Raw genomic sequence first — 24,918 nt, forward strand, 5'->3', positions numbered from 1 at the left:
GGCGGAGCATCCGGTCCTTTTGTTGTTTGAATCCGTGGAAAAGTAAGCCGGCGCTTATACGTAATTATTTGCCGGGTGCATAAAAGCTGATCGTGCCTGTCCCTTCGTCGGCGCTGACGAACAAATCCCGCCCGTTCACACGGTGGATGCCCTCTGGCGATTCGCCGGCAGTTCGGATCAATCCGAGATAGAGGGGAGTTCTGACATCGGCCAGATCAAAAAACAGAATCGCATTTGCGCGTTCGGCGGCTACGGCCAATAAAGATTGTCCGTTCACGACGGACACTGTCAAGTTCTCGACTTCGCTTCCTTTGTTGGGACTGCGTTTGTCGGGATAGATGCCGGCTTTGGCCGCTGCTTCGTCGATCAGATTCAGACTGTCGTAAACGAGGTTCCCTTCCAGATCCCAGACAGCAATGTTCCGTCCCCCGGCTTTGACACCATCGTCGAACTCGTTCTTGCCTAGATCGCCTTCATTGGCTGTAATCAGATACTGTCCATCCGGAGAGAAGGTGATGCCGTCAGGTTCGAAGCGACCTTTCATGTTACTGGAGAAAGAGACCTGTCCGTCGTCTTCAAGATCGGCGAGGTGCTCGGTCGTACCAAGTGCAAATATTTTCGTTATCGTTTTGTTGGCGAGATCGACCAGTGCGATGACGTTATTTTCCTGAAGCGTAACGGCCGCCATCGTTCCGGCGTCGTTGATGGCAGCGTACTCCGGTTGAGGTTCGTGCGGATATACGGCACCTGGCGTTCCGGCAAGATCGACCGGCAGGTCGGTAAGCGTTCCTTTTAGAGGGTCGCCGCCGTCAAATTCGACAACGGTAATGCTGCCCGGGCGCTTGGCATTCGGATAGTCGAATTCGTCCGTTTCCGGGTCCAATTCTTCGTCTTCGATTGCAATGACCGCACGACTTCCATCTTTCGAAACAGCGATCGAATCCGGCCCGATTCCAAGGGGATAAGTCTTGACAATGTCGTAGCTCTGCAGGTCGACAACCGCAAGAATACCCGGGTTGGCTAACTGCATCGTATCGCCGGTCCGAATGACCGCCAGCGCATATTCACCGTCCGGCATAACGGCTGTGCTCGTCACTTCGGCTTTGTCCGACAAGGATTTGAAACTGATGCTCTTAAGCAGGGATGGTCGGCTTGTATTGGAAATGTCCAACACGCTGATACTGCCCTCGTCCGCTTCGGTGACAATCAATCGTTGTCCATCTGGAGTGGACGAAGCAATCTCGGCTTTGCCGGAAGGCATTTGGAAAGAGGAAACGAGCTGGAAGCCGGTATTGTTTTGAGCGGCCGCAGCTGCATCCAACAAAGTGCTCAGCGCAGCTTGCGAAATGTACACGTGTCCGTCTCTGACATATGGCGCAGCGTCCAATTTCAAGGTCCGATCATTGAGTGTCATAGAAGTCGAACCGATTGTAAAGCTGCCGTTCAGACCGCTGCCCTGAATCGTGACACTGCGGGAAGCGGCATTCCATTTTACTGCCCCTTGCAGATTTTCGACGACGGTGCGCAGTGGAATCGGTGCCTCGGCTTCAGCCGCACGAAGGGCGCCGGGATTTAGGGTCATTATGCCCGAAGCAAGCGAAAGCGTCGAGATGGTCAGCAGAAGACGTCGGATCTTTTTGTACTTGGCTCTGTTGCGTCGTTTTAAGCTCATAATCAGGCTCCTTGTTAAGTGAAATTTTTGGATCGTTTTAAATCGATTTAAATATGTAAAATGCGTAAGACTCGAAAAGATTGTAAATGCTGCAAAGATGCAGCACGCTATGCGCCAAACTTATGCCATTTTAAAAAGAAAATGTGTGGCCTATGTCAAGATAAGTGTCGAATTTTGTAAACGGCCCCTAATACCGAGGGAGCCGCATATTATGATACACTCGATAGGTGCAGGAACGAATACCGCCGATTGCGGGAGAGGAAGAAAAAGATGATTAAAAAGCAGGGGATTCTATTCAAAAACGGCCGGATCGGCCTGAAAGCTGTACAGGGACGAACGGATGCAGTGTATACGGAAAACGGAGTCATTCGGGCAGTTGGAACAGCAAAGGAATTGGAGCTGCAATTGTCCGGTCGGGAATATGGAATTGTCGATTGGGACGGAGCCTTCGTGCTGCCGGGTCTGGTCGATTCACATATGCATTTGTCCATGCAGGGAGTCAAGCTGGAAGCGCTGGACTTCTCGGATACGTTATCCAAGGAAGAAATGCTGATGCAGATCCGCCGGCGCGCGGAACAAACGCCGCAAGGAGAGTGGATCTTCGGACTGAACTGGAACGAAAATGCTTTCTCGCCCGCCGCGGCTCCGACAATCGCCGAACTGGACGAAGCGGCCGGCGACCATCCGCTGTATTTGACACGCACCTGCTTCCATGCGTACCTCGCTAACGGCGAAGCTTTCCGGCGTGCTGGCATTTCAGGGGATACGCCCGATCCGCCTTCAGGTGCATTCGGACGCTGCGAAGGAGGGCAACTGAACGGCTGGATCTATGAAGAGGCGTCGAAGCTGCTCACTGTCGTACAGCCTCAGCCGGACTACGCCGCCAAAAAAGCCGCGATCCGCAGAGCCTGCGAGTATGCGCTCAGCCTTGGGCTGACCGGGGTACATACGGAAGATCTGCGTTATTTGGGCGGTATCGATATTATGCGCCGCATTCACCGCGAACTGAGGGAGGAAGGAGTACTGCTCCGATCGCATCAGCTGATCTTCCACGATTATCTGGACGAGGCAGAGGGGCTTGGACTCAGAGCCGGTGACGGCGACGAATGGCTGCGGATCGGCGCAGTCAAGATCTTCTCCGACGGAGCGATCGGCGGCCGAACAGCTCTGCTGAATGCACCTTATCATGACTCGCCGGAAACCAGCGGGATGGCGATTCATCCGCGCAGCGAACTGCATGGCATAACGGCCCGCGCACGCTCGCTCGGCTACCCGATCGCCGTCCACGCGATTGGCGACGGCGCGGCGGATTTGACGCTGGGAGCGATGGAAGCTTATCCGCTGCAGGGAATTACCCGCCTCCCCGATCGTTTTATTCATGCACAAGTGCTGGATGCCGCTCTCTTGGAGCGCATGACCCGGCTGCAGATGATCGCGGATATCCAGCCCCGCTTTGTGCCAAGTGACTTCCCTTGGGTGTTGGAACGTGTCGGTCCGGAACGGACAGACTATTTGTACGCATGGAAAAAGATGATCGACGCGGGTGTTATCTGCGCCGGCGGCAGCGATGCCCCAATTGAGCCGCTGAATCCGCTGCTTGGTCTGCACGCAGCCGTCACGCGGCGCCGTCCCGGCGGCCTGGAACCGGCCGAAGGCTATCTGCCGCACGAACGCCTCAGTCTTGAAAAGGCGCTGTGGCTGTTCACGGAGGGCAGTGCATTGGCCGCAGCGGAACAACATGAACGGGGGCAGATCCGCGAAGGCTTTGCCGCTGATTTTACCGTACTGGACCGCGATATCGCTCAAGATGAAGAATCACTGCTGGAAGCACGGGCTCTTATGACCGTGGTCAACGGAGAAGTCGCTTACCGGGCTTGAACCGGACGTGCGCAATAAGCCGAAGGAGGAAGCCGTTTGAGTCGCACCGGACCCGCCTCGGCGGGATTTATACGTTTATATACGCTTGCCTTTTTATTCTTTTTTGCAAACTCTGTTCTGACGGTCATCCTGCCTCTGCGCGGTGCGGAATCGGGGATGCAGCAGGGCGGGATTGGCTTGATGATGGGAGCCTATATGCTGACCTGCATGCTGCTGCGTCCGCTCGCCGGACAATGGATCGGACGGTTTGGCCCATTGTCCGTTATGCGGGTTTTGCTTGCGGTTCATGCGCTGACGCTGCTGCTGTATGCGGTATCGGACGTTGGCGGCTATATACTGCTGCGCGCGCTGCAGGGTGCGGCAACGGCGTTTTTTTCCATGACTGTGCAGGCCGGCATTGTCGAGCGGCTGGATGAACGCGATCGGGGGCAGGGATTGTCGCTGTATACCCTTTCGACCATGCTGCCTTCACTGGCTGGTCCGCTGCTGGCGGTAGAATTGTGGGAGCGGGGAGGGAGTTTCGGCTTTGGCGGCGTAATGGTTCTGCTGGCTGCCGCTGCGCTAGCGGCGGGATTGTCGCTTCCTCTTCCGGGCGCTTCCGCGAACAAGGCGACTTATACACTTCAAGGCATGATGAAGTCGTTCGGCGAGATCGGACGAAGCCGGCCGCTTGGCGTCAGCACGGCCGTTATGCTGCTGATTTCATGCGTGTTTGGCACGATCGCGACCTTTTTGCCGCTGTATATGATTTCGTCGGGCATTGGGAATGCAGGCGTTTATCTGGCGCTGCAGGGTGGGGTAGTTGTGCTGTGCCGCTTCGCTTTTCGTAAAAAGATTCCTTCCGACGGACGCTGGAGCACTGCGCTGATCGCCGGTCTGCTGCTGGCTTCGGCTGCCGGAACGCAGATGCTTGCCATGCCGCAGACGTTCGGGACGTTCTTATATGTTTCGGCAGTCTTTAACGGAGTTGCGCTGGCTTTCCTGTATCCGACGCTGACGACCTATCTGTCTTTCGCCCTGCCGGTTGGAGCCAGATATACGTTGATGGGATTGTTTATGTCGTCTTACGACCTGGGCTTTGCCCTTGGCGGACTGGCGCTCGGGTGGGTCGCACAGATCTGGTCTTATCCGGCGGTGTTCGGCTGCTGTACGGTATTGGCGCTGGTTGCAGCCGTTATTGTACTGATTGGCGGACGCAAGATGAACGCGATAACCTCATAAGCCAAGTCAAAAAACATGTCATCCGGTTCGCTCATTTGCGGCTAATCGGGTGGCATATTTGTTTATTGTCCAGCTGTAATTGGATGAGCTGCAATTGACAGAAGGGAGACGCATGCCGACTGCTCAACGGATACAGCTTCGCCGGTATTGAACAAATCGTGCTTAAGGCCGAGCGCAAAGCGATTATCGACCGTAAAGCGATGGGATGCGCGCATATCGGATTATCGTATGAAGAGTATGCGCCGGCACCGGCTTCTTATAAGGCCAAGGCTCAATAGAAGGCGGAAGAAACACGGGTGGAGAATCATGAATATCCGGAACTATATTCAAATATGATGGATACAGATGTAGATGCAGATGTAGGTGTAGGTGTAGGTGCAAATGCAGATGCAGCATCGCAGATGTAACTTGTCATACGGATAGACGGATGTTTGGCATAAATAGAAAGCCTGATTATTGCGGATCCAATCCGCAATAATCGGGGCTTTTTGGCATTTCGGATTAGGTAACTTCGCTGCGGTTGGCTTGAAGAATCGCTTCGCGATTTTCCCACAGCATCGTACGCAGATTGGATTTGGAGCCTTGAATAATAAAATAGGGGATGCCGGATGTTTTGGCCAGTTCGACGCCTTCCCAAGACGCGCGGTGTGACGTGGAGGTGATTAGCAGGAAGAGTGCCTGAGCCCGCCGCAGACTGGAGGCGACCAGATCGGGTCTTTCTCCGTTTTCATGCACGTAATCCGCTCCGCTTTCGGCCACAACCTCTTCAAACCATTTACGCTGTCCGCCGAGTACGACTACTGTACAGCCTTTGAGGAAAGGTTCTGGTTTGGCCTTGCGCCCCTCGCGCTTGAGCTTTGACGAAGAAGACGATGAGGGGCGGAATGAGGAAGACTCGCGGCGCGGCGCAGCTTCCGGATCGGAGAAGTCGCGGTAGACTCGGGCGAGCCGGGCAACTGATTCTTCTTCCCCGACATTGAAAATGCAGGGCGACCCGTCGGCCGGCCGTTGAATATCCAGATCCCGGGGATGAATCGGGTAGCGGCGATTCGCGTTATTCATGTCGACGGCATAGCCTGTTCCCTGCTCATCAAGCTCGACATAACCGTTATACTGGCGGATCGGAGAATAGGTATCGTCGCCTTGGAACAGCAGTTCAATCTCGTACTGTGTCCCGCTGTACTCATCTTCTCGCGGTGCACACCATACTTCAGCTTCATGCTGAAGCTGAAGTTTGTATACAATCGATTCGGTAATATTGAATGTATCGCCGTCTTCCAGCACAATATATCCGCCATGATCCCGGCGATAGAAAGTCCCCGCCTGCCCCGGTTCCGGGTTTGCAGAGATATCCCTATTTGAGGGTCCTGTTGTTTCCGTCATACGGGAGGACGACTCGGTTTTTGATTCTTCTACCGGCATGACGACGTTAGAAGCTTCATCCGGAAGTGCTGCCGGATTGGCATTCAGCAGACGTCGTCCGGCAGCGTACATGTCGACCGCATCCAGCAGGTCGAGCGTACGGCGCAGGTGGGTTCGCGCTTCCAGATCGCCCGGCTCTTCACTGCCGGGAAGTGCTGCCCCCGATATGCGCAGATCATGCCGCAGCAGCGCATCGAATCGGCGGATCGTCGAATCTGCCGATTTCGATTCCGATTCCGCCGATTCCGCTCTCGATTCGCTTGAATCGTGTTCGTGAGCAGTCATCTTTTCGCCTGCAAGGCTTGCGATCTCCGTGCGCAAGCTGTGCTCTACGGCCTTCGCACTGCGCCGCACTTCAGTCAGCTCCGCTTCCAGACTACTGCGTTCCTGCTTGTGCTGCCGCTTCAGCTCCGACAGTCGGCTCGCTGCCGCTTCGCGCTCTTCGGTCATCCGGCTGCTCAGCCGCCGTTCGGCTTCAAGTTCCTGTTCGATGCGATCCGCATGTTCGCGAAGCTTGGCTGATTCCCGATGTGCTTCTGCTGTTTCCTTTTCGGCCCGCCGCGCACGTTCTTCTTCTCTTCGGCAGCGCTCTTCCAGCGCTTCAATCCGCTTGTTCAGCTTCTCGATCCGGCGCTGTTCGGCGGCTTCACTGCGATTTCCCGCCGCTGGCTGGCGCTCCTGCATATTCCGGCTGTATAAATCCTTCTCCCGAAGCTGCCCATCTTCATGCAGTACCAACCGTTCAAGACGTTGGTGGTCTGCCTCGGCATCGATCTTCTCATCCGCTATGGAAGTGCAGAAATAGAGAGCCCAATAGCAGTGCCATTTGCCGTAACGAACTATCCAAGCATCGGGATTTTCATCAAAGCTTTCAAGTGAAAAAGACGAATCTTCGGCATCGAGTACGGTTCGCCTTATTTCAAGCAAAATGGCTGCCGCCAGTTTGCGCCGGATCTCGAGACTGTTTCGGCCGCGGGTCGTCAGATCCAGCATGGACTTGGCAAACAGAGCTTCCGGCCATTTTGCCAAACTTCTTCGGGCAAAAGGGAACTCCAGTGCTTGAGCCATCCTCCTTTTGGAGGGTTCGTTCATTTCCCGCAGCAGCGGAGCGACAAACTGGAGCGGCACAGCCGAAATTTGGTCTTCGCTCAGCGCTTCGACGGATAATGTCGAATCATGGTTACCGACCGGCGGGACGAGCGGTAATTTCGTTGGAACGGAAGGCTTGATTCGTTTCATGGGCTCCTCCTTCTGGATGGACAGCCAATCCCGGCGAAGCCGGTGTGCGCAAAGTGTCATCCTTAATATATGCTTTTAAATATAACGAATTTGCACAGAGTTTACATTATGAAAATGATGAATTCGACATTTTTCGAGAAAAAGACGGAGTTTGAAGAGTTAAAAAAGTAAAAGAATGGCTCGAATCTAGGGGATATATGTTATAATCGTAACCGTTACCAAGCAAGGAGCGGGCAAAGGATTAACCTGCGATAGTTTTGCTCTAATTGCTGCGGTGCGGTTTGATAGAAGAGTAAGGAATTTGGGTAAATAGTGAGAATGACTGTATTTACGTATAAGAAGCTTTTTTAAAGGAGAATAAAATTGACTTCGTCTTATAATCCGAATTTGTCCATATACGCACGCATATATAACAAAATGTCGACAGGTGTCCTGTTGATGACATTGGACGGTCAATGTGTCGGTGTAAACCCGGCCATCAGCCGAATTTTTGGTTGGGAGAAAGCCGGATTTCTGGGATACGGCTACCGGAACCTGCTGCTTGCAGAACAGGACAGCTCTCTGGATTTGATTGACTCGTTGGATGAATGGTTGAAAAATCCTCTTCCCTTCGAACCTGTTGAAATTCGTCTTGAACGAAAGGATGGAGAATCCGTCTGGGTCGAAGTAGAATGCGAGCTGCCGGGCGAAGAAGAGGAAGAGCAGCTTGTTGTCGTCTACATCGAGGATATATCGGATCGTAATGTGACCGTGGAAAACAAGCATGATCGCACAAGGGAAATCTATAAGCTGATTACGCAAAATACACCGGATATGATCTCTTTCAGCAAGCCTGACGGCACACTGCTGTATGTTTCGCCTTCGGTTGAACGCACACTGGGATATACGCCTCAAGAGATGCTTGGACGGAACCGAACCTCTTATTACCATTCCGGGGATGCAACAAAAATGAAAATTGAAGGCACACTTTACGCGGAAGACCGATCTTTTGAACGTCGGGTTCTGCATAAGGACGGAAGTGTACGCTGGGTCGATACGTCGTTTCGTCTGATTCGGGACTTGGATGGCAAGGTCAGTCGGGTACTGGTTATCGCACGTGACATAACCGAACGAAAGATGAACGATCTAATTTTGGCGAAAGCCCAGAAGATGGCGAATATCGGATCGTGGCACTGGGATATTCAGCAGCAGCAGCTTACCTTTTCCCGCGAAATGCGCGAAATTTTCGATTATACCTTGGAACCGATCGAACAAAATACAGATTCGTTTATTGCGGTTATTCATCCGGACGATCGTGATAGCGTCGCCCAACATATCAGAGCAGCGCTCAGCCAAGGCCGTGACGGTGAACTAACATATCGGATTGTTCTTCCGGGTAACCGGGAGAAGACCATTTACGGAATTTGGGAAGTGTTCAAAGACAGCATGACCGGAGAACCGCTGCAGATAACCGGCATCGTCCAGGATGTGACCGAACGTGTACGCATCGAAGCCAAGCTGCGAAGCAGCGAAAGCCGCTACAGATCGTTATTTTTGAACCATAATGCTGGCATAATTTCCATGGATATGAAGGGCCGTATTGTCGATGTGAATCCGGCGCTGGTAGCCATGAGCGGCTATACAAAAGATCAGATCCTGCGATTAAGAGTCGGCATGCTTCAGCCCAAAGAATATGCGGTTCCTTCGCGAACTCATTTCCTTGCGGCACGGAACGGAGAATCGCGTACTTTCGAAACTTCATTCTATCGACGTGACGGTCGGCTTCGACATGTAAGTATCGCCTATGTGCCGATAGGTTCCAAGAAGGATCAGTCCGGCGTATATGCAATCGTTACGGATATTACCGAGCGCAAGCAGTATGTTGCTCAGATTGAAGCACTCAGCTATCAGCATTCGCTGCTGCTGAACACTGTGTCCGAAGGCATTATCGGCTTCGACTTGGAAGGACGCATTATGTTCACCAATCCATCGGCCGCGGCTATGCTCGGTTATGAAGGCGGCGAAGCGATTGGATGCTCGTACTTGGATATGATGCGCCATGCAAAAACGCAGGACAGCACGTATCAGAACGGAAGCGGGAAAATGCTGGATGCGATTGCTTCCGGAGATGCGCCCCTGCAGTCTGAAGCGGTATTTTGGCGAAAAGACGGAGAAAGCTTTTTGGCGTCCTGCCAGCTTACGCCGATTATGGATCAAGGGGAACACAGAGGAACCGTTCTGGTGTTCCGCGATGTAACCGGGGAGAAAGAAATTATCCGGGCCAAAGAATCCGCAGAGCGGGCCGATCGGGCCAAATCGGAGTTCTTGTCGATCGTCAGCCACGAGCTGCGGACACCAATGAACGGTATTATCGGCATGACGGATCTGCTGCGTGAAAGCAATCTGCAGGAAGATCAACAGCAGTATGTCAAAATTATTTACGAAAGCAGCCATGCGCTCCTCAAAATCTTGAATGAGATTTTGGATATTAGCAAGATTGAAGCCGGACGAATGGAGATTGAACTGTATCCCGTTGATCTGCGCGAAATGCTCAACAGTGTCATTCAGCTGTTCCTGCCGCGTGCAGTGGAAAAAGGACTGGCACTTAAGTTTGCTGCCGACGAAAGTATTCATTCTCTGCCTTCCATCATAATTGCCGACAGCGAACGTCTGCGTCAGGTACTGATCAATCTGCTTGGCAATGCGATCAAATTTACCGAGCAAGGAAGCGTATCTCTCTGCGTAGCTCCGAAGGCATTCCGGGCGCCGAATGAACTTTGGATTGAATTTTCGGTAAGTGATACTGGAATCGGTATTGCCGCCGATAAGCAGGATAAGCTGTTCCAACCGTTCTCTCAACTGCATCCGATCTTGAATCGTAAATATGGCGGTACCGGATTAGGACTGTCGATCAGTCGGAAATTGGTTGAGTTGATGGGCGGAAGCATCTTTGTTGAAAGTGACGAAGGAGAAGGGGCAACCTTCTCCTTCCTGCTTCGTTTACTGCTGCCGGAAGCGGAAGGAGAGCGTTTTCTGGAAGCGAAGTCCGAAGAGATACCGAGCGATGTAGCGGCATCTCTCCTGCAGCCGGAACATCGGAAAAATCTTCGTATTCTTGTTGCGGAAGATCATCCCGTCAATCGCAAGGTTATCGAGTCTATCCTTGCCCGTTTTGGCTGCACAATCGATATGGCAGAGGATGGAGAACAAGCTGTGCGTCGGGCACTGTCTCAAGACTATGACCTGATCTTCATGGATGTGCAGATGCCGGGGGTAGACGGATGCGAAGCCGCTTACCAGATTCGCACTCATCTGCCTGCTGGACAAGTACCGCTGATTGTCGGAGTCAGTGCTTTCGTTCGTCAAGAAGAAATCAACCGCTGCTTGACGGGCGGCATGGACGATTTTATTGCAAAACCAATTGTCGCTTCCGAAATTGAACGAATACTGAATGATCCGCGTCTGCAGCAGGGTCATCGCAGCCAGTCCGGTTCAGGAAGCATCTAATTCAAATAGATCGAAGGATCCAAACAGAACGAATGATTTGCATAGACTTAACGATTCGCATAGATTGAACGATTTGAACAGAACATGATGAAAAGCTCATCTTTCGATCCCGGATCGAAAGATGGGCTTTTTCGTTTGAATGTACAGTTTTCTTTTTCCATTTCAAGCAACCTTCTGTAGATTCTATTCGTTGGTAAATGTAGGAAGGTACTTGATTTATTGACCATAGAGTTAAGAAAGATATGCAAAGTATATAGTAAAGGAAAAAAGGGGGTCTACTAAAAATGTATACGACAAAGAAAAAGTATACGACAGGGAAGAGACCGGAGATCAAAAAAAATTTAAAGAAAATCGGTATGCGAAGTCTGGTGCTGGCATCCCTGGTGGCCGTAACAGCAGGCTGTTCGAACGAAACGGAGACGGAAGCTTATCAATCGGCCTATACGGCCGAGGATGTCAATCCAAAGCTTGCGGCGTCGATGAACCGATTTGCACTGGATTTCTACACTATGCTGGAGCAGCACCCGGGCGAAAAAGACGTAGGACCTAATCGGATGATCTCGCCGGCAGGCATTGCTATGGCACTGTCCATGCTCAAGGCGGGTGCGGAAGGCGAAACGAAGCGTCAGATGGATGAAGCGCTGCGGCTGAACGGGATGTCCCTAGAAGACTTGGCCAAAGGACAGATGATTTTACGTGATCTGCTGCGGGGTTCAGATCCGTCGGTCCATATGGCGATCGCCAATTCACTGTGGAGCCGCGAAGGCTTTGAGTTGAACAAGGATTATGTCTCGCAGATTGAGAAAAGCTACGGAGCTCAGGTGCAGGCGCTGGATTTTTCCAAGGAGCAGGCTGTCAACACGATGAACCAATGGGCTTCTGACAATACTGCGGGGAAAATTCCGAAAGTGATCGAGGCGCCGCTTAGCGATGAGCTTATGCTGCTGTTGATGAACGCCATGTATTTCAAAGGGGATTGGACCGAACCTTTTGAAAAAGAACAAACCAAAGATCTTCCGTTCCATACGGAAGACGGTGAAGCCGTCGATGTACCGACGATGCATCAGAGCGGCGACTACGATTATCTGGACGAAGAAGGATTCCAAGCCATCCGTCTGCCATACGGCGAATCCAAAAACTTCGGCATGATTCTCGCACTTCCAGACGAAGATCGCTCGCTCGATGATTTTAAGCGACGGAATCTGCCGGAATTCGAGAAGTGGAGTAAGGACTTGACCGATCAGCCGGGCATTATCGAACTGCCACGCTTCAAGCTGTCGGACAAATTGGAGCTGAACGATGCCTTGTCTGCGTTGGGAATGCCTGCAGCATTCGACGACCAACAGGCTGAACTCGGCGGACTTGCGGCTTCCGGTGCTGACCCCGGCGAACTTTACGTCGACTTCGTTACACACGATACATTCGTTGAAGTGAACGAGGAAGGAACCGAAGCGGCAGCCGTTACGGTGATCGGCGTCGAGGCCGGTTCGGCTCCTCCAGCCCCGTTCGAGCTGAAGCTGAATCGTCCGTTCTTTTTCGCGATCACCGACCGTACCACCGGTTTAATCGTCTTTATGGGCGAAGTCGGCAATCCGCTGGAGAGCTGAAACCAAAAGTTCAAAGCTGAAATAAAAAGCCTAAAGATGAAGCCCTGCGGTATAACCCGCAGGGCTGTGCTCCATGCAGTTTGAAAAGCCTGCATCTAAAAAGACTGATAGGCAGAGGGGGAGTTCGTGAAGTTCGCCTTTGAAATCGGGAAGCCACCTCTTTGATTAAGCCTGCTTCCCGATTGAGACAGCGAACGCAGCGAACTACCCTGGAGCCGTTCAAAGAGTTTTATGCCTTACAGGATTTTCGCCCGACAAAAAAGCCCCGCGGCTAAGCCGCAGGGCTTCTTGATTAAGAACGAGGTCCGAACAAGCCGGATTTTTTGAGTCCTTCCCAGAACTCGCCGAACTGCGGAATGTCGAACTGCTGGGCAGCATCGGACAGCGCCGTCTGAGGGTCCGGGTGTACTTCGACCATGATGCCGTCTGCGCCCGCTGCAAGAGCGGCTTTGGCGCAAGGAAGCATGATGTCTTTGCGTCCTGTCGAATGCGTCACGTCAACCATGACCGGCAGGTGCGTTTCCTGCTTGAGCAGCGGAACCGCCGAGATGTCGAGCGTGTTGCGCGTCGCTTTTTCGTATGTGCGAATGCCGCGCTCGATCAGCATGATCTGCTCGTTGCCGCTAACCATAATGTATTCGGCCGCATGAACGAATTCGTCCAGCGTCGCGGACAGGCCGCGTTTCAGCAGAACCGGAATCTTAGCGCCGCCGACTTCTTTCAGCAGCTCGAAGTTGTGCATGTTGCGCGCACCGATCTGGATTACGTCGATGTAATCGGCCGCCAGCTCGATATGCGATGGATGCACGATTTCACTGATTGTCGCCAGACCGAACTCGTCCGCAACTTCCTTCAGCAGCTTCAGGCCGTCAAGACCCAGGCCTTGGAAATCGTACGGGGATGTTCTCGGTTTGAAAGCTCCGCCGCGCATAATTGTAATACCGGAGTCTTTGAGAGCCTTGGCAACCGTACGCAGCTGTTCGCGCGACTCGATCGAACATGGACCTGCTACGAGAACCGGGCTTGGTCCGCCGACCTGCACGCCTTTGAATTGCACGATTGTGTCTTCCGGACGCTTTTTGCGGCTGACCAGCAGCTGACGCTTATGGTCTTCCTGTTGAATGTTTAGCGATGCCTTGAAAATTTCCTTGAACAAGTGCTTCAGCGTACTGTCAGGGAATGGACCCTTATTCAGGCCAGTGATGCGATCCAGAATTTCTTTTTCGCGCTCCGGCTCGAATTTTGGGACACCTTGGGATTCTTTGACTTGACCGATTTGATGTACCAGTTCGGCACGTTTGCTGAGTAGTTCCAGAAGCTGGGAGTCGATTCCATCAACACTCGCTCGCAGCTGTTCCAATGTTTCATTCATATCTGCATAGTCTCCTTATTAGCTGCAACCCTGTTCCTCCGTCGACATAATCGCAAAAGAGCGTCAAGACTCCTTCTGCTTTACCGCGTTGTTTCTGGACAGGATTGAAAAGCTTATTTCTAGACATTTTAATCCCGCTGCGCATACATAGCAAGACGCGGAAGCTTTTTTAGTCAAAAAACGCAAGAAAAAGACCGATTTTTTTTATCAAGCCATATGGTAAAATAGAAATTGGGAACTTTAACCAACTACTGTCGCAGCGGTTAAAGCCGTTTCCAGTGCAGATCAAACCAGTCGAGGAGCCTGTCTCAATCCGCTGCCCGGTTTCGCCCCTCTGAGTCGCACCTAAACCGTGTGCGGTTCGGAGGGGCGAAATCCTACTATTTAAGTGAGACAAGCTGCTAGAGTCAGGAGGAAGAAGTATGATTATCGGAGTACCGAAAGAAATCAAAAATAATGAAAATCGAGTCGGCATGACACCGGCTTCGGTCACGGCCTATATTGCCGAAGGACATGAAGTGCGGGTAGAGGCAGGCGCGGGACTCGGTATCGGATTTTCGGACAAAGATTATAGGGATGCAGGCGCTGAAGTCGTATCGGAAGCGGCGGAAGCTTGGGCAGCCGAAATGGTCGTCAAGATCAAGGAGCCGCTGGAGAGCGAATACGGCTTTTTCCGTCCGGGCCTTATTCTGTATACGTATCTGCATCTCGCGGCGGAACCGGATTTAACCCACGCATTGTTAGACCGGGGAGTAACGGGTATCGCTTACGAAACGATTCAGCTGGGAGACCGAAGTCTGCCGCTGCTGACGCCGATGAGCGAGGTGGCTGGCCGCATGTCTATTCAGATCGGTGCACATTTCCTGGAAAAAACGTTCGGGGGAAAAGGGGTTCTGCTCGGCGGAGTGCCGGGTGTGGAGCCGGGCAGAGTGACCATTGTAGGCGGTGGTATCGTAGGGGTCAATGCGGCGAAGATGGCGATGGGACTTGGAGCGGACGTCACGATCCTGGATATTAATGCCGATCGGCTGCGTCAGCTGGATGATCAGTTCGGCGGCAGGCTCAAGACACTGATGTCCGACAAACATAATCTGGAGATAGCAGTCGAGCGTGCGGATCTGCTTGTCGGAGCCGTATTGATTCCGGGGGCCCGGGCACCGAAGCTTGTAACGGAAGATATGGTCAGACAGATGGGCGCCGGTTCGGTCATCGTGGATGTGGCAATCGATCAAGGCGGTTCGATTGAAACGATTGATCGAATCACGACGCACGACGACCCCGTATACGAAAAACACGGTGTGCTGCACTATGCGGTAGCCAATATGCCGGGAGCGGTCGCCCGTACTTCGACACTGGCGCTAACTATGGTTACGACGCCTTACGGCCTGCAAATTGCGCGAAACGGATTCCGCCAGGCCGCGCACTTCAATCCGGCGATTGCCAAAGGAATCAATACCTATGGAGGCCGCGTGACGTACCGGGCGGTCGCGGAAGCGCACGGATTGGCGTATACTGAGATTGAAGCTATTTTGAACGAAAAGGGAGAGAGTATCGCATGAATCATATATTCCGACTCCAAGCAGATTGGAACGGAGGACGTAACAGCACAGGTACAATTGAGAGCGGACAGCTGAAGACCGAGATTTCGATTCCCGAATCGATGGGCGGACCTGGAGTCGGTACCAATCCGGACGAGATGCTGCTCGGTGCGGCGGCAACCTGCTATATTATTACGTTGGCGGCGATGCTGGAACGCTCTTCGATCGGGGTGGAAAGTCTGACCCTCGATTCAGAAGCCGTTGTAGACGTCACCAATAATATTTTCACATACAAATCGATTACGCATCGTCCCCTGCTCGTGCTGACAGGCGGTCAAGACGAAGAAGCGCGGACGAAGGCCGAGAAGCTGGCGTACAAAGCGGAAAGCTCCTGCATGATTACAAGAGCGCTGCAGGGCAACGTTGAAGTGTCGGCAGAGCCGACAATCACCGTAGGAGAAAAAACGCCTTGAGACTGATTGTCCGGCAGGGGGAACATACAAGAAGGATTCCAGTAGGTTTTGTTTGTGATTCTTCTTATGGTTCTTCCTGTGGCCGCTCTTATTAAGGATCTACATTTACACTTTGAAATACCCGATATAGAGATATAGCAGCAAAGTAAGCGAATTCATACAAGGAATCATCACTACATGGCTTATCGGATTCTGCTCCGCAGTAGACACTTATTCGGATTAGGATCGAGGCTTGAGAGGACGGAAAACGATGCAACCGCAGTTTCGGATTGAAAAAGACTTCCTGGGTTCCAAGCAGGTTCCCGCCGACGCTTATTACGGCGTTCAGACGATGAGGGCAATCGAGAACTTCCCGATTACCGGCTACCGCATTCACGAATCGATGGTTCGCGCACTGGGAATTGTGAAAAAAGCGGCGGCGCTTGCCAATATGGAAGTAGGCCGTTTGCCGGGTCACCTGGGCGCTCCGATCGTGGAGGCGGCAGGAGAAGTTATGGATGGCGTTTGGGATGCTCAGTTCATCGTTGACCCTATTCAAGGCGGCGCAGGAACGTCGATCAATATGAACGCCAATGAAGTCATCGCTAACCGGGCTCTTGAGCTGATGGGGAAGCCGAAGGGCGATTACTTCCATCTGAATCCGAACGTGCACGTCAATATGGCCCAATCGACCAACGACGTGTTTCCGACCGCGATTCATATTGCTTCCTTGTCGCTTGTTGAGAAGTTGGAAGATACAATGGAGCGTCTGCAGCGTTCTTTTGAAAATAAAGCGCGTGAATTCGATCATGTCATCAAAATGGGGCGTACCCATCTTCAGGATGCGGTGCCGATTCGTCTCGGTCAAGAGTTTGCCGCTTATGCGCGCGTATTGGGCCGTGACCTGCACCGGGTTCGCCGTTCGAAAGAGCTGCTGCATGAAGTGAATATGGGCGCTACCGCGATTGGAACGGGGCTGAACGCCGACGTCAACTATATGGAGAAAGTTGTGGTTAAGCTTGCGGAGATCAGCGGGATGCCGCTGCGTCATGCGGAAGATCTGGTCGATGCGACACAGAACACGGATGCTTATACCGAACTGTCGGGTGCGCTGAAGATCTGCATGATCAATCTCTCGAAGATCGCTAACGATATCCGTCTGCTGGCATCGGGACCGCGCGCCGGTCTGGCCGAGCTTAAGCTGCCGGAGCGTCAGCCGGGTTCTTCGATCATGCCGGGCAAAGTCAACCCTGTTATGTGTGAAGTCGTTAATCAGACCGCTTTCCAGGTAATCGGCAACGATCATACAATCTCGCTGGCCTCGGAAGCCGGACAGCTTGAATTGAACGTTATGGAGCCGGTATTGGTATTCAACCTGCTTCAATCGATCAGCATCATGAATCAGGCGCTGACCGTATTCCGTACACACTGCATCGACGGCATTGAAGCCAATGAAGCAAATTGTGCGGAGTATGTAGAGCGCAGTGTAGGCGTTATTACGGCGCTGAGCCCGTATCTGGGCTACGAGATTTGCGCTCGTATCGCGCGCGAAGCGATGACGACAGGACGCTCCGTACGCGATTTGTGCCTGCTGCACAATGTGCTCAGCGAAGAAGAGCTGGACATTATTCTGAATCCGTTCGAGATGACGAAGCCGGGTATTGCAGGTTCTTCGCAGCTGACGCGGGATTAGGCCGTAATTCAGTCTGAAATCGAATAAGCGGGAATAGACAGAGAAGCTGTCTTCGGAAGTCGTTTTGACGCTTCTGGAGACGGCTTTTGCTGCATAAGGAAGCCGGATGTGGGATTGAAGCACGGAATGAATGTATGAAATTGTATTGAAATATGGAATTCAATAGAAATACGAAGAAGCACGGAATGAATGTATGAAATTGTATTGAAATATGGAATTCAATAGAAATACGAAATTCGATAGGAATACGGAAAAGGGCTGTACGGCAGCGTGCCGTACAGCCCTTTATTTTTCGGTAGTCGGATCATAAGTTCCGTTATGGGTCGGCCGGGTCCGTTGTACGTTAATCCGGTCAATCCAATAAAGTCTTCTCACAATAGAATTTTTGCTCCGTCTTCCCACTGCGTTCAAGAACGGGCTTCTGCTTCTTCGGCGCCGGCTTCGCTGCCTAGACCGAAAGCCTCGGCCACCAGACGTACGGATTTCAGGCGAGCCTCGAAATCGTGAATCGACGAAACGATCAGCAGCTCGTCGGTCTTGTATTCTTCGGAGAGCTCAAGCAGACGTGCTTTGACCTGTTCCGGTGTACCGACGACACGGTATGCACGAGTTGCTGCAATCTGTTCGCGGTCATACGGCGTATACGGATAATCTGCCGCCGTCTGTGCGGAAGGCAGGTACGGCAGTTCCATTCCTTTATACATGGCGAGGAAGAATAGATCGGAACTGGCGGCGAGCCGTTCGGCTTCTTCCTGCGTATCCGCACAAATAACAGTAATGGCGGCAAGCGATTTGGGTACCGGAGACATCAGCGACGGTTCGAAATTGTCATGGTAAAACTCCGTCGCTTCGCGGCCGCCCGGTGTACCGAAGAACTGCGCGAACGCGTAGGAGGCGCCGGTCTGTGCAGCCAGACGCGCCGTACCGCCGCTGGATCCAAGCAGCCACAGCTCCGGCTTGGTGTCTACCGAAGGCGACACGCTGAGTCCCGCGAAGCGGTGATCGGCCGGTACGGCATCGTTAAGATAAGCGATCAGATCGATGATCTGCTGAGGATACGGATCAGCGCTGTGATAATGGCCTTCCTGGAGCGCGCGGGTCGAGAGCGGACGTCCGCCGGGTGCACGACCGACACCGAGATCAATTCGTCCCGGATACAGCGCTTCGAGCAGCCGGAAGTTTTCCGCGACTTTATAAGCGCTGTAGTGGGGCAGCATGATGCCGCCGGAGCCCAACCGAATACGTGAAGTATGGGCAGCCAGATGGGCGACCAATACTTCGGGACTGGAGTGGGCCAGAGCTTTGGAACTGTGGTGTTCAGATACCCAGAAGCGGCTGTAGCCAAGTTTATCCGCTTCAATAGCGAGCTGGGTCGTCGCCTGCAGCGCTTCCTTAGGACCGGAACCTTCTGTGATGGTCGATTGATCAAGAATGCCGAGCTTAAGCATATATGGGTTCCCCTCTCGAAACATTGTTCGATAACAATGTCAGTGATAGATTGAATGAAGGCAGCAGCGGAAATGCGCCGGTTAAGCCGCAGCGGCGGTTCGACATTTGACTGCGAGCGTTACTTTCATTGATCTATCATATCAAATTCGTAAACAATCGTCAAAATACAACTAACTATATAAAATATAGTAAAAGTTAAAGGCTTGTTTATTAGGTTTGCGGAATAGCTGTACTTTTTTGCACAACTATTCCACAACTATTCAAGGGGAAGCCGGTATACATACGTAGACGGTAAGCGGAAACTATGACAGGAGGACTTACAGACATGACAATGGATTGGAAAAAAAGTTTCGCATGGAGCCGAGTTGCAATTAGCGCAGCTCTTGCATTAACAATCTCTGCCGGTACGCTGCCGACTTACGCTGCGGAGAAGAACGGCGGACAGATTCCGACGGCCGTTTCCGCGAGCAGCACGAAGGTTGTTGCCGAAATCGACGGGAAGCCAGCCCAGTGGGGAGACAGCGTCTATGTGTACCGTTCGTTGACCTATGTGCCGGTACGCGAAGGGGCCGTGTCGCTGGGAGCCAAGGTCAAGTGGGACAAAAAGCAGCATGCCGCAGTAGTAACGCTGAACGGGGATGAACTCTTATACCGCCCAAATTCGGATACGGTATCGGTTAACGGCTTCGAATTGAAGATGCCGGGGACAACCCGCAATGTGAACGGTATTTTGACGGTACCGCTTCGAGGGCTGACGGAACCGCTTAGAGCCAGCGTCAAGCCGGTCACCAGCGGTGGCGTGCTGAATTTGTCACTGAAGACGGACGATGCAACTGTTGTCGGCTCCAACCTCACAGCTGTCGATGAATACTTGAAGAACGAACAGTTTTCAGGAAATGTACTTGTTGCAAAAGATGGAAAAGTACTGATACGTAAAGGATATGGTCTGGCTTCGGACCAGACGCTTGTACGGCCTACGGACAAAATGCGGTTGGGTTCATTGACGAAAGCATTCACCGCTGCTTTGATTCTGAAGTTGGAGGAAGAAGGCAAACTGAGTACGGAAGATCCACTGTCGAAGTACATTCCCGATTATCCGCGCGGAGACGAAATCACCTTGTCGATGCTGCTGTCTCATACGTCGGGAGTCGCTTTGAACTTTACCCGCCGCGAAGGTACGCCGCTCTCCGAGACGGTGGAGGAGATCAAAAGAAGTCCGTTGAAATTCATTCCAGGCAGTGATTACTTGTACAGCAACAGCGGTTTCGTGCTGCTGGGTTATATTATTGAGCAGGTAACCAGCACAGACTATGCGGATTATGTTCAGACACGGATTCTGGACCCGCTAGACATGGAAAACAGCGGAACGGTTACACGGCAGACGAAAGTGCCGACTTCGTATGAATATGATTGGCAGGAGAAGACGTGGAAAAGCGTAGACGAATATTACTTCGCGCCTTCGGGTACGGGAAGCTTATATTCTACACTTGACGATATGCTGATCTGGGCGGATTCTCTGAGTGCCGGTAAGGTGCTGTCGGAAGCGACAATGGAGCGGATGTACACGCCGAGTCCGTATAAAAATTACGGATATGCCTGGATCATTGAAGGCGAAGGCCCGAACAAAGTCGTATTCCATAACGGCGGCGGCAGCGGCTACACAACCGGCATCCGGCGCGGACTTGGAGACGGAACGGTCGTTGTGCTGCTTGCGAATCGAGGCGGTCTGGATACCAATACAATGACGGCCGAAATCCGGAAGTTGGCTTTTAATAACTGATGCAATAGCAGGCAGATTAAAATGACTTTCTGTCTGTCGATTGCGCTCAACATACGAAGGCCGCGGACTTAAATCCGCGGCTTTTTGCGCTGTTGAGCAGTCGCCCTGCAAGCACTTTTGTTCAGACAAGTCCGTTAGCTTCTGCGTATCTTCCCCAATGTGGTCGGCTGCCGTCCATATCAATGAATCCGTAACGGTCCGACAGCTCCCATGAGCTGAGTGCCCTGCCGGTAAACGCCATGACCTCTGGATCCGCGGCCAGCTGTGCGGCTGCTTGTCCGACGTACGCCGGAGTCTCCGAGGCGATAAAGTGAGGTTCGATCTTCGCCGCATCCCGCCAATTTTTTTCGGTTACGCCAAAATGGTCCAACATCGCTTCCGACCGCAAAAACCCTGGAGTTAATGCAGCGGCGGCAATATGGTACGGACGGAGTTCCTCTGCCATTGCCGCTGCAAGATGAATGCCTGACACTTTGGCTAGACTGTAATAAACGTTTCCCCGGAACCGATAATCGATCCCGTCCGTTACTTCCAGTACCAGCCCGCCGGGACGATCCAGCATAAGCGGCAGCATGTAATGGGAAGTGATCAAATGGGTATGCACGGCTCTTTGCTGAATCAAAAGACCATCTTCAAGCGAATGCTCCCACAATTTCAAGTCCCAGCGTGTCAATTCGTCTCCTCCCCAAATATCGTTGACCAGAATGTCCAGTCCGCCGCGTTCTTCGGCGATAAGCCCGGTCAGACGGCTCACCTGTTCGGGATCCGAGTGATCCGTCCGCACGGCGGAAGCCGTTCCTCCGAACGCTTCGACCATTTCAGCCGTATCTTCAATCGTCTCCGAGCGTCCCATATCCGATGATTGTTTCCGAGTGCTTCGACCGGTCACATAGACATGGGCGCCGAGTGCGCCCAATTCCCGCGCAATACCACGTCCTGCACCTCTTGTCGCACCCGCTACCAGCGCCGTTTTTCCGGCAAGCGGTCGTTGGTTTGTAGGCTTTTCATTCCTATTCATAAACATCGCCTCTTTCGTTAATGATTTGCAGTACGATTACGAACGACAATGACCTTAACGACGTTGTTCGTACGTTCAATATAAGAGATAATAGATGACAACCTTTGTCTTATTTACAAAACGTTCGGAAAGAAAATAATGCGAAGGAGGCGGCCCATGAGAGGAGACAGACTGCTGAAAATTGTCCTGCTGCTTCAGAGCAGAGGGAGAATGTCGACTCGTCAGTTGTCGGAAGAGCTCGAAGTAACCGGCCGAACGGTGAGTCGGGACATGGAAGCGCTGGGACAGTCGGGAATTCCGCTCGTGGCGCATCGCGGCCGCTTTGGCGGATGGAGCTTGATGGAAGGATATCGAAGCGGGCTGACTGGAATGACACCTGACGAGACGGCAGCTCTGCTGCTGCGCGCCTCCTCGGGCCCTCTCAGAGATCTGGGATTGGATGGCTATTATGAGGCGGCGCTGCAGAAACTTAGAGCCGTCTATCCGGATTCGGGACATCGTGGAGCCGCGTTTATGAAACGCCGACTGCTGATCGACGATTCCGGTTGGCACAGCCGAGCTTCCGGAATTCCTGAAGCGCTTGAAATTTGTCAGGAAGCAGTTTGGGAAAATCGACTGCTGCGTTTCGGATATGCGAATAACAGCGGGGATAATGCACCGATTCGGATTGTCCAGCCGCTGGGGCTTATCGTGAAGCGCGGAATATGGTACTTGGCTGCGCAGGATGGCGGCACAGTTAAAACGTTCCGAGTATCAAAAATGACCGATGTCGAGCGATTGGAACATTCATTTGACTACCCCGAAACGTTCGATCTGGCGCTCTACTGGGAAGAGTCGCTGCGCGCTTTCCCCTCAAAGCTCCCTCATTATGAAGCGAAGCTTATTGTGGAGGAAGAAGGGTTAAAAGTGTTTCGGCAAGAGCGATACGTCCGCATCTTGGAAATCGAGCTGGTTGAAGACAAGAGCTTCGTTATTACAGCCGATCTGGCTGCACATGAATTTGCGCTGCGTTTTGTACTCGGTTTTGGATCATCGATTCGGGTATGCGAACCGGCGGCGCTTGTCGAAGCGGTAGCAGCGGAAGCGGAAAAAATAGCAGGAATATACCGAGCAGACTGTTCAAGGTAATGCGTCTGCAGCTGCTTCGGCAGTGGATGGATACATATGCCTACGGACAGCTGCTGAGAGCATCGAAATAGTCTTTTTATCAATTTTACACAAAAAAACGCTTCTTTTTACCTTGCGCATACAAGAGAGACGTTTCCACTGTCGCTCGGGAAGTTTTTTTATGATATAATGGTTTAAAAAGGTGACACTGCTGGGTAAGTAATGCTCAGGTTTCACCATCCAATTACAGAAAGGATCAGGATACCATGAGTCCCCGAAGGAGTATTCCCCAAAGGACAATCTGGAAACGTTACGATCTCTCCTATACTTAGCGCCTTTCGTAGATAGTTTGTCGGACGACCGTACATGACAAACGCTGCGAAAGGAAGGGACCACCCATGCGAAGGACGAATGCCTCGCGGTTTTCCCCTCTTGCTCGCAGCATCTTGTCTAACTAAGACAAATACTGCGAAAATGAGGAGAATATCGTATGAAGGCAAAAGGCAAAAGGATGAAGCGGTCCGCGCAGGCGGCCGCGATCTTAACAGGCACATTTTTGATGGCATTTACGTTTTATCACATTAATTTTCAAAACCATCTTTCGGAGGGCGGTTTTGTCGGTCTCTCGCTGCTCGGCGAGTATGCGTTCGGATTCCCGCCCGCACTGACAATTCTGATTCTCGACATTCCGTTTATGCTGCTGTTCGCCCTGCGCAAGGGCTGGAGGTCTATGGGACCTGCAGCGTTGGCCGCGGGTTCGTTCACTGTGTTTTATGCGGGAATGGAACACTTTTCCACATTGAGTTTCGACCTGCAGGGTCAGCTCTGGCTCGCTGCTTTGCTTTCCGGTCTTCTGACCGGAGTCGGAGGAGGTCTGGTACTTCGCTGCGGCGGAGCAACAGGCGGAGACGACTGTGCCGCCATCTGGCTTCATGAGAAGACCGGACTGAAGATTGGTACTGTGTTCATTCTTATGGACGCGTCGGTGCTGCTGCTGTCGCTGCTGTACCTGCCGCTGGCCGAGACGCTCTACACTGTAGCGGCTGTATGTATCGGAGGCAAGGTCATCACTTGGACTGTGGAACCGCAGATTTTGCGTCAGGGTCTTACTTCGATCGCGCATCTGTTTGTGCCGGCGAAGCCTCATGTTCCTACCGCACCGCCGGAAGTTAAAGGTTTGAATAGAGTGTAAGATATAGGGTCATAGGGGAAGACCCGTAGCCGCGAACTTTCCCCGTCTGCTTGAATGAAAAAACCGTTCCGATTTTCTCCATTTTGGAGAAAGCCGAAACGGTTTTTTTTTGAGAATTCAAAAAAAATCGCGTGAGTACTTAATATAAACGAATGATAAGTAAATGATAAATGGACGGAAAGCTTTGAAGTATACTGCTTCTTGTATCAAAGCATGTCTTCGGTTTTTAGGCTTAAGATTGAATCTGACCGTCTTTATCATGGACATAGACGTGAACATCGCGATTTTCCGCTTCCTTGTTCGCTGCTTTGACCGCTTCATCTTTGCGGCTGTGAGTAGACAACGGCTTATCTTCGTGTTCTTCTTTGACCGCCCAGTTGTTCTCGCGAAACACAACGTGAAGGGCATGGCGGTCGTTCGAATTGGATTCTGATTTTGAGTTTTTTGAATCGCTGTCTTTTTTCGATGTTTTTTCTTCGTGTTCCGGATGATTTTCGTTCCATTCCTCGGCACGTGCCGTGGCAATCGCAATGGCACGTCCTTCTTCGTAGTCTTCGTCGAGCAGAGCATTTGCAATCTCGATCGCTTTATTGCGGACACGTTCATCCAGATTTTTCATCGACTGCGGATAATCATTTTTGTTCCAAGGCATATTTGTTCCTCCTATCCGAATAGAGAACAGTGGCGCCGGATTCCAATAAAGAACTTTGTTCCAGCGCGCGGGGTGTCTGCTTTTTCGTATGCCTATTACCTACCCGAACGCAAAGAAGCTTAACCATCGAGAGCTTAAGG

17 protein-coding genes are annotated in these 24,918 nt (G+C 52.2%); 10 read left to right on the top strand and 7 right to left on the bottom strand.

The genetic code is table 11. The features are described from left to right. Window positions 1-64: 64 nt before the first annotated feature. A complete protein-coding gene (locus F456_RS0113075) occupies window positions 65-1,672 on the bottom strand; it encodes a choice-of-anchor I domain-containing protein (RefSeq protein ID WP_018977491.1) in 1,608 nt (535 codons plus the stop codon). Window positions 1,673-1,942: 270 nt separating this feature from the next. On the opposite strand from F456_RS0113075, the gene F456_RS0113080 reads away from it, so the two are divergent. Continuing rightward, on the top strand, window positions 1,943-3,550 hold the full coding sequence (locus tag F456_RS0113080) for an amidohydrolase (RefSeq protein WP_018977492.1): 1,608 nt from the start codon (window positions 1,943-1,945) through the stop codon (window positions 3,548-3,550). A gap of 36 nt (window positions 3,551-3,586) precedes the next feature. Beyond that, window positions 3,587-4,771 carry a staphylopine family metallophore export MFS transporter CntE gene (cntE, locus tag F456_RS0113085; RefSeq protein ID WP_018977493.1) on the top strand — a complete coding sequence of 395 codons (1,185 nt, stop codon included), beginning with the start codon at window positions 3,587-3,589 and terminating at the stop codon, window positions 4,769-4,771. Window positions 4,772-4,833: 62 nt separating this feature from the next. Here cntE and F456_RS24325 read toward each other — a convergent pair whose 3' ends face one another. Continuing rightward, window positions 4,834-4,986: a hypothetical protein gene (locus tag F456_RS24325; RefSeq protein ID WP_157060091.1), complete on the bottom strand. Its 153-nt coding sequence runs from the start codon at window positions 4,984-4,986 to the stop codon at window positions 4,834-4,836. A 286-nt stretch (window positions 4,987-5,272) separates the two neighbouring features. After that, window positions 5,273-7,432, bottom strand: coding sequence for a hypothetical protein (locus F456_RS0113095; protein WP_018977495.1), 2,160 nt, complete (start codon window positions 7,430-7,432; stop codon window positions 5,273-5,275). A 363-nt stretch (window positions 7,433-7,795) separates the two neighbouring features. Here F456_RS0113095 and F456_RS22540 point away from each other — a divergent pair, with 363 nt between their 5' ends. Together F456_RS22540 and F456_RS0113110 are read left to right on the top strand one after the other, a co-directional pair. Further along, a complete protein-coding gene (locus F456_RS22540; protein WP_018977496.1) occupies window positions 7,796-10,918 on the top strand; it encodes a PAS domain-containing hybrid sensor histidine kinase/response regulator in 3,123 nt (1,040 codons plus the stop codon). Between the two features lie 284 nt (window positions 10,919-11,202). Beyond that, window positions 11,203-12,525, top strand: a complete 1,323-nt coding sequence (locus F456_RS0113110; protein WP_018977498.1) for a serpin family protein — start codon at window positions 11,203-11,205, stop codon at window positions 12,523-12,525. A 292-nt stretch (window positions 12,526-12,817) separates the two neighbouring features. Here F456_RS0113110 and F456_RS0113115 read toward each other — a convergent pair whose 3' ends face one another. Further along, on the bottom strand, window positions 12,818-13,897 hold the full coding sequence (locus F456_RS0113115) for a bifunctional 3-deoxy-7-phosphoheptulonate synthase/chorismate mutase (protein WP_018977499.1): 1,080 nt from the start codon (window positions 13,895-13,897) through the stop codon (window positions 12,818-12,820). Window positions 13,898-14,319: 422 nt separating this feature from the next. Here F456_RS0113115 and ald point away from each other — a divergent pair, with 422 nt between their 5' ends. The 3 genes from ald (at window position 14,320) to aspA (ending at window position 17,580) form a co-directional block, all read left to right on the top strand. Then, complete coding sequence (gene ald, locus F456_RS0113120; protein ID WP_018977500.1) at window positions 14,320-15,456, top strand: alanine dehydrogenase; 1,137 nt, start codon at window positions 14,320-14,322, stop codon at window positions 15,454-15,456. Further along, complete coding sequence (locus F456_RS0113125) at window positions 15,453-15,908, top strand: OsmC family protein (RefSeq protein WP_018977501.1); 456 nt, start codon at window positions 15,453-15,455, stop codon at window positions 15,906-15,908. The genes ald and F456_RS0113125 overlap by 4 nt, the downstream gene beginning before the upstream one ends. Before the next feature lie 250 nt (window positions 15,909-16,158). After that, the gene (gene aspA, locus F456_RS0113130) at window positions 16,159-17,580 is read left to right on the top strand and encodes an aspartate ammonia-lyase (RefSeq protein ID WP_018977502.1); all 1,422 of its coding nucleotides are present in this window, start codon (window positions 16,159-16,161) and stop codon (window positions 17,578-17,580) included. Between the two features lie 407 nt (window positions 17,581-17,987). Here the strand turns inward: aspA and F456_RS0113135 are convergent, their stop codons facing one another. After that, window positions 17,988-19,028: an LLM class flavin-dependent oxidoreductase gene (locus F456_RS0113135; RefSeq protein ID WP_018977503.1), complete on the bottom strand. Its 1,041-nt coding sequence runs from the start codon at window positions 19,026-19,028 to the stop codon at window positions 17,988-17,990. Window positions 19,029-19,354: 326 nt separating this feature from the next. Between F456_RS0113135 and F456_RS23655 the strand changes: the two genes are divergently transcribed. Further along, on the top strand, window positions 19,355-20,809 hold the full coding sequence (locus tag F456_RS23655; RefSeq protein WP_018977504.1) for a serine hydrolase domain-containing protein: 1,455 nt from the start codon (window positions 19,355-19,357) through the stop codon (window positions 20,807-20,809). A 121-nt stretch (window positions 20,810-20,930) separates the two neighbouring features. Here the strand turns inward: F456_RS23655 and F456_RS0113145 are convergent, their stop codons facing one another. Beyond that, window positions 20,931-21,827: an SDR family oxidoreductase gene (locus F456_RS0113145; RefSeq protein WP_018977505.1), complete on the bottom strand. Its 897-nt coding sequence runs from the start codon at window positions 21,825-21,827 to the stop codon at window positions 20,931-20,933. A 156-nt stretch (window positions 21,828-21,983) separates the two neighbouring features. On the opposite strand from F456_RS0113145, the gene F456_RS0113150 reads away from it, so the two are divergent. Further along, window positions 21,984-22,955: a helix-turn-helix transcriptional regulator gene (locus tag F456_RS0113150; RefSeq protein WP_018977506.1), complete on the top strand. Its 972-nt coding sequence runs from the start codon at window positions 21,984-21,986 to the stop codon at window positions 22,953-22,955. A gap of 469 nt (window positions 22,956-23,424) precedes the next feature. Beyond that, complete coding sequence (locus F456_RS0113155; protein ID WP_018977507.1) at window positions 23,425-24,126, top strand: YitT family protein; 702 nt, start codon at window positions 23,425-23,427, stop codon at window positions 24,124-24,126. A gap of 232 nt (window positions 24,127-24,358) precedes the next feature. Here F456_RS0113155 and F456_RS0113160 read toward each other — a convergent pair whose 3' ends face one another. After that, window positions 24,359-24,778: a DUF2188 domain-containing protein gene (locus tag F456_RS0113160; RefSeq protein ID WP_018977508.1), complete on the bottom strand. Its 420-nt coding sequence runs from the start codon at window positions 24,776-24,778 to the stop codon at window positions 24,359-24,361. Window positions 24,779-24,918: the final 140 nt, after the last annotated feature.

This window comes from Saccharibacillus kuerlensis DSM 22868 (assembly GCF_000378145.1).
Taxonomy (GTDB): domain Bacteria; phylum Bacillota; class Bacilli; order Paenibacillales; family Paenibacillaceae; genus Saccharibacillus; species Saccharibacillus kuerlensis.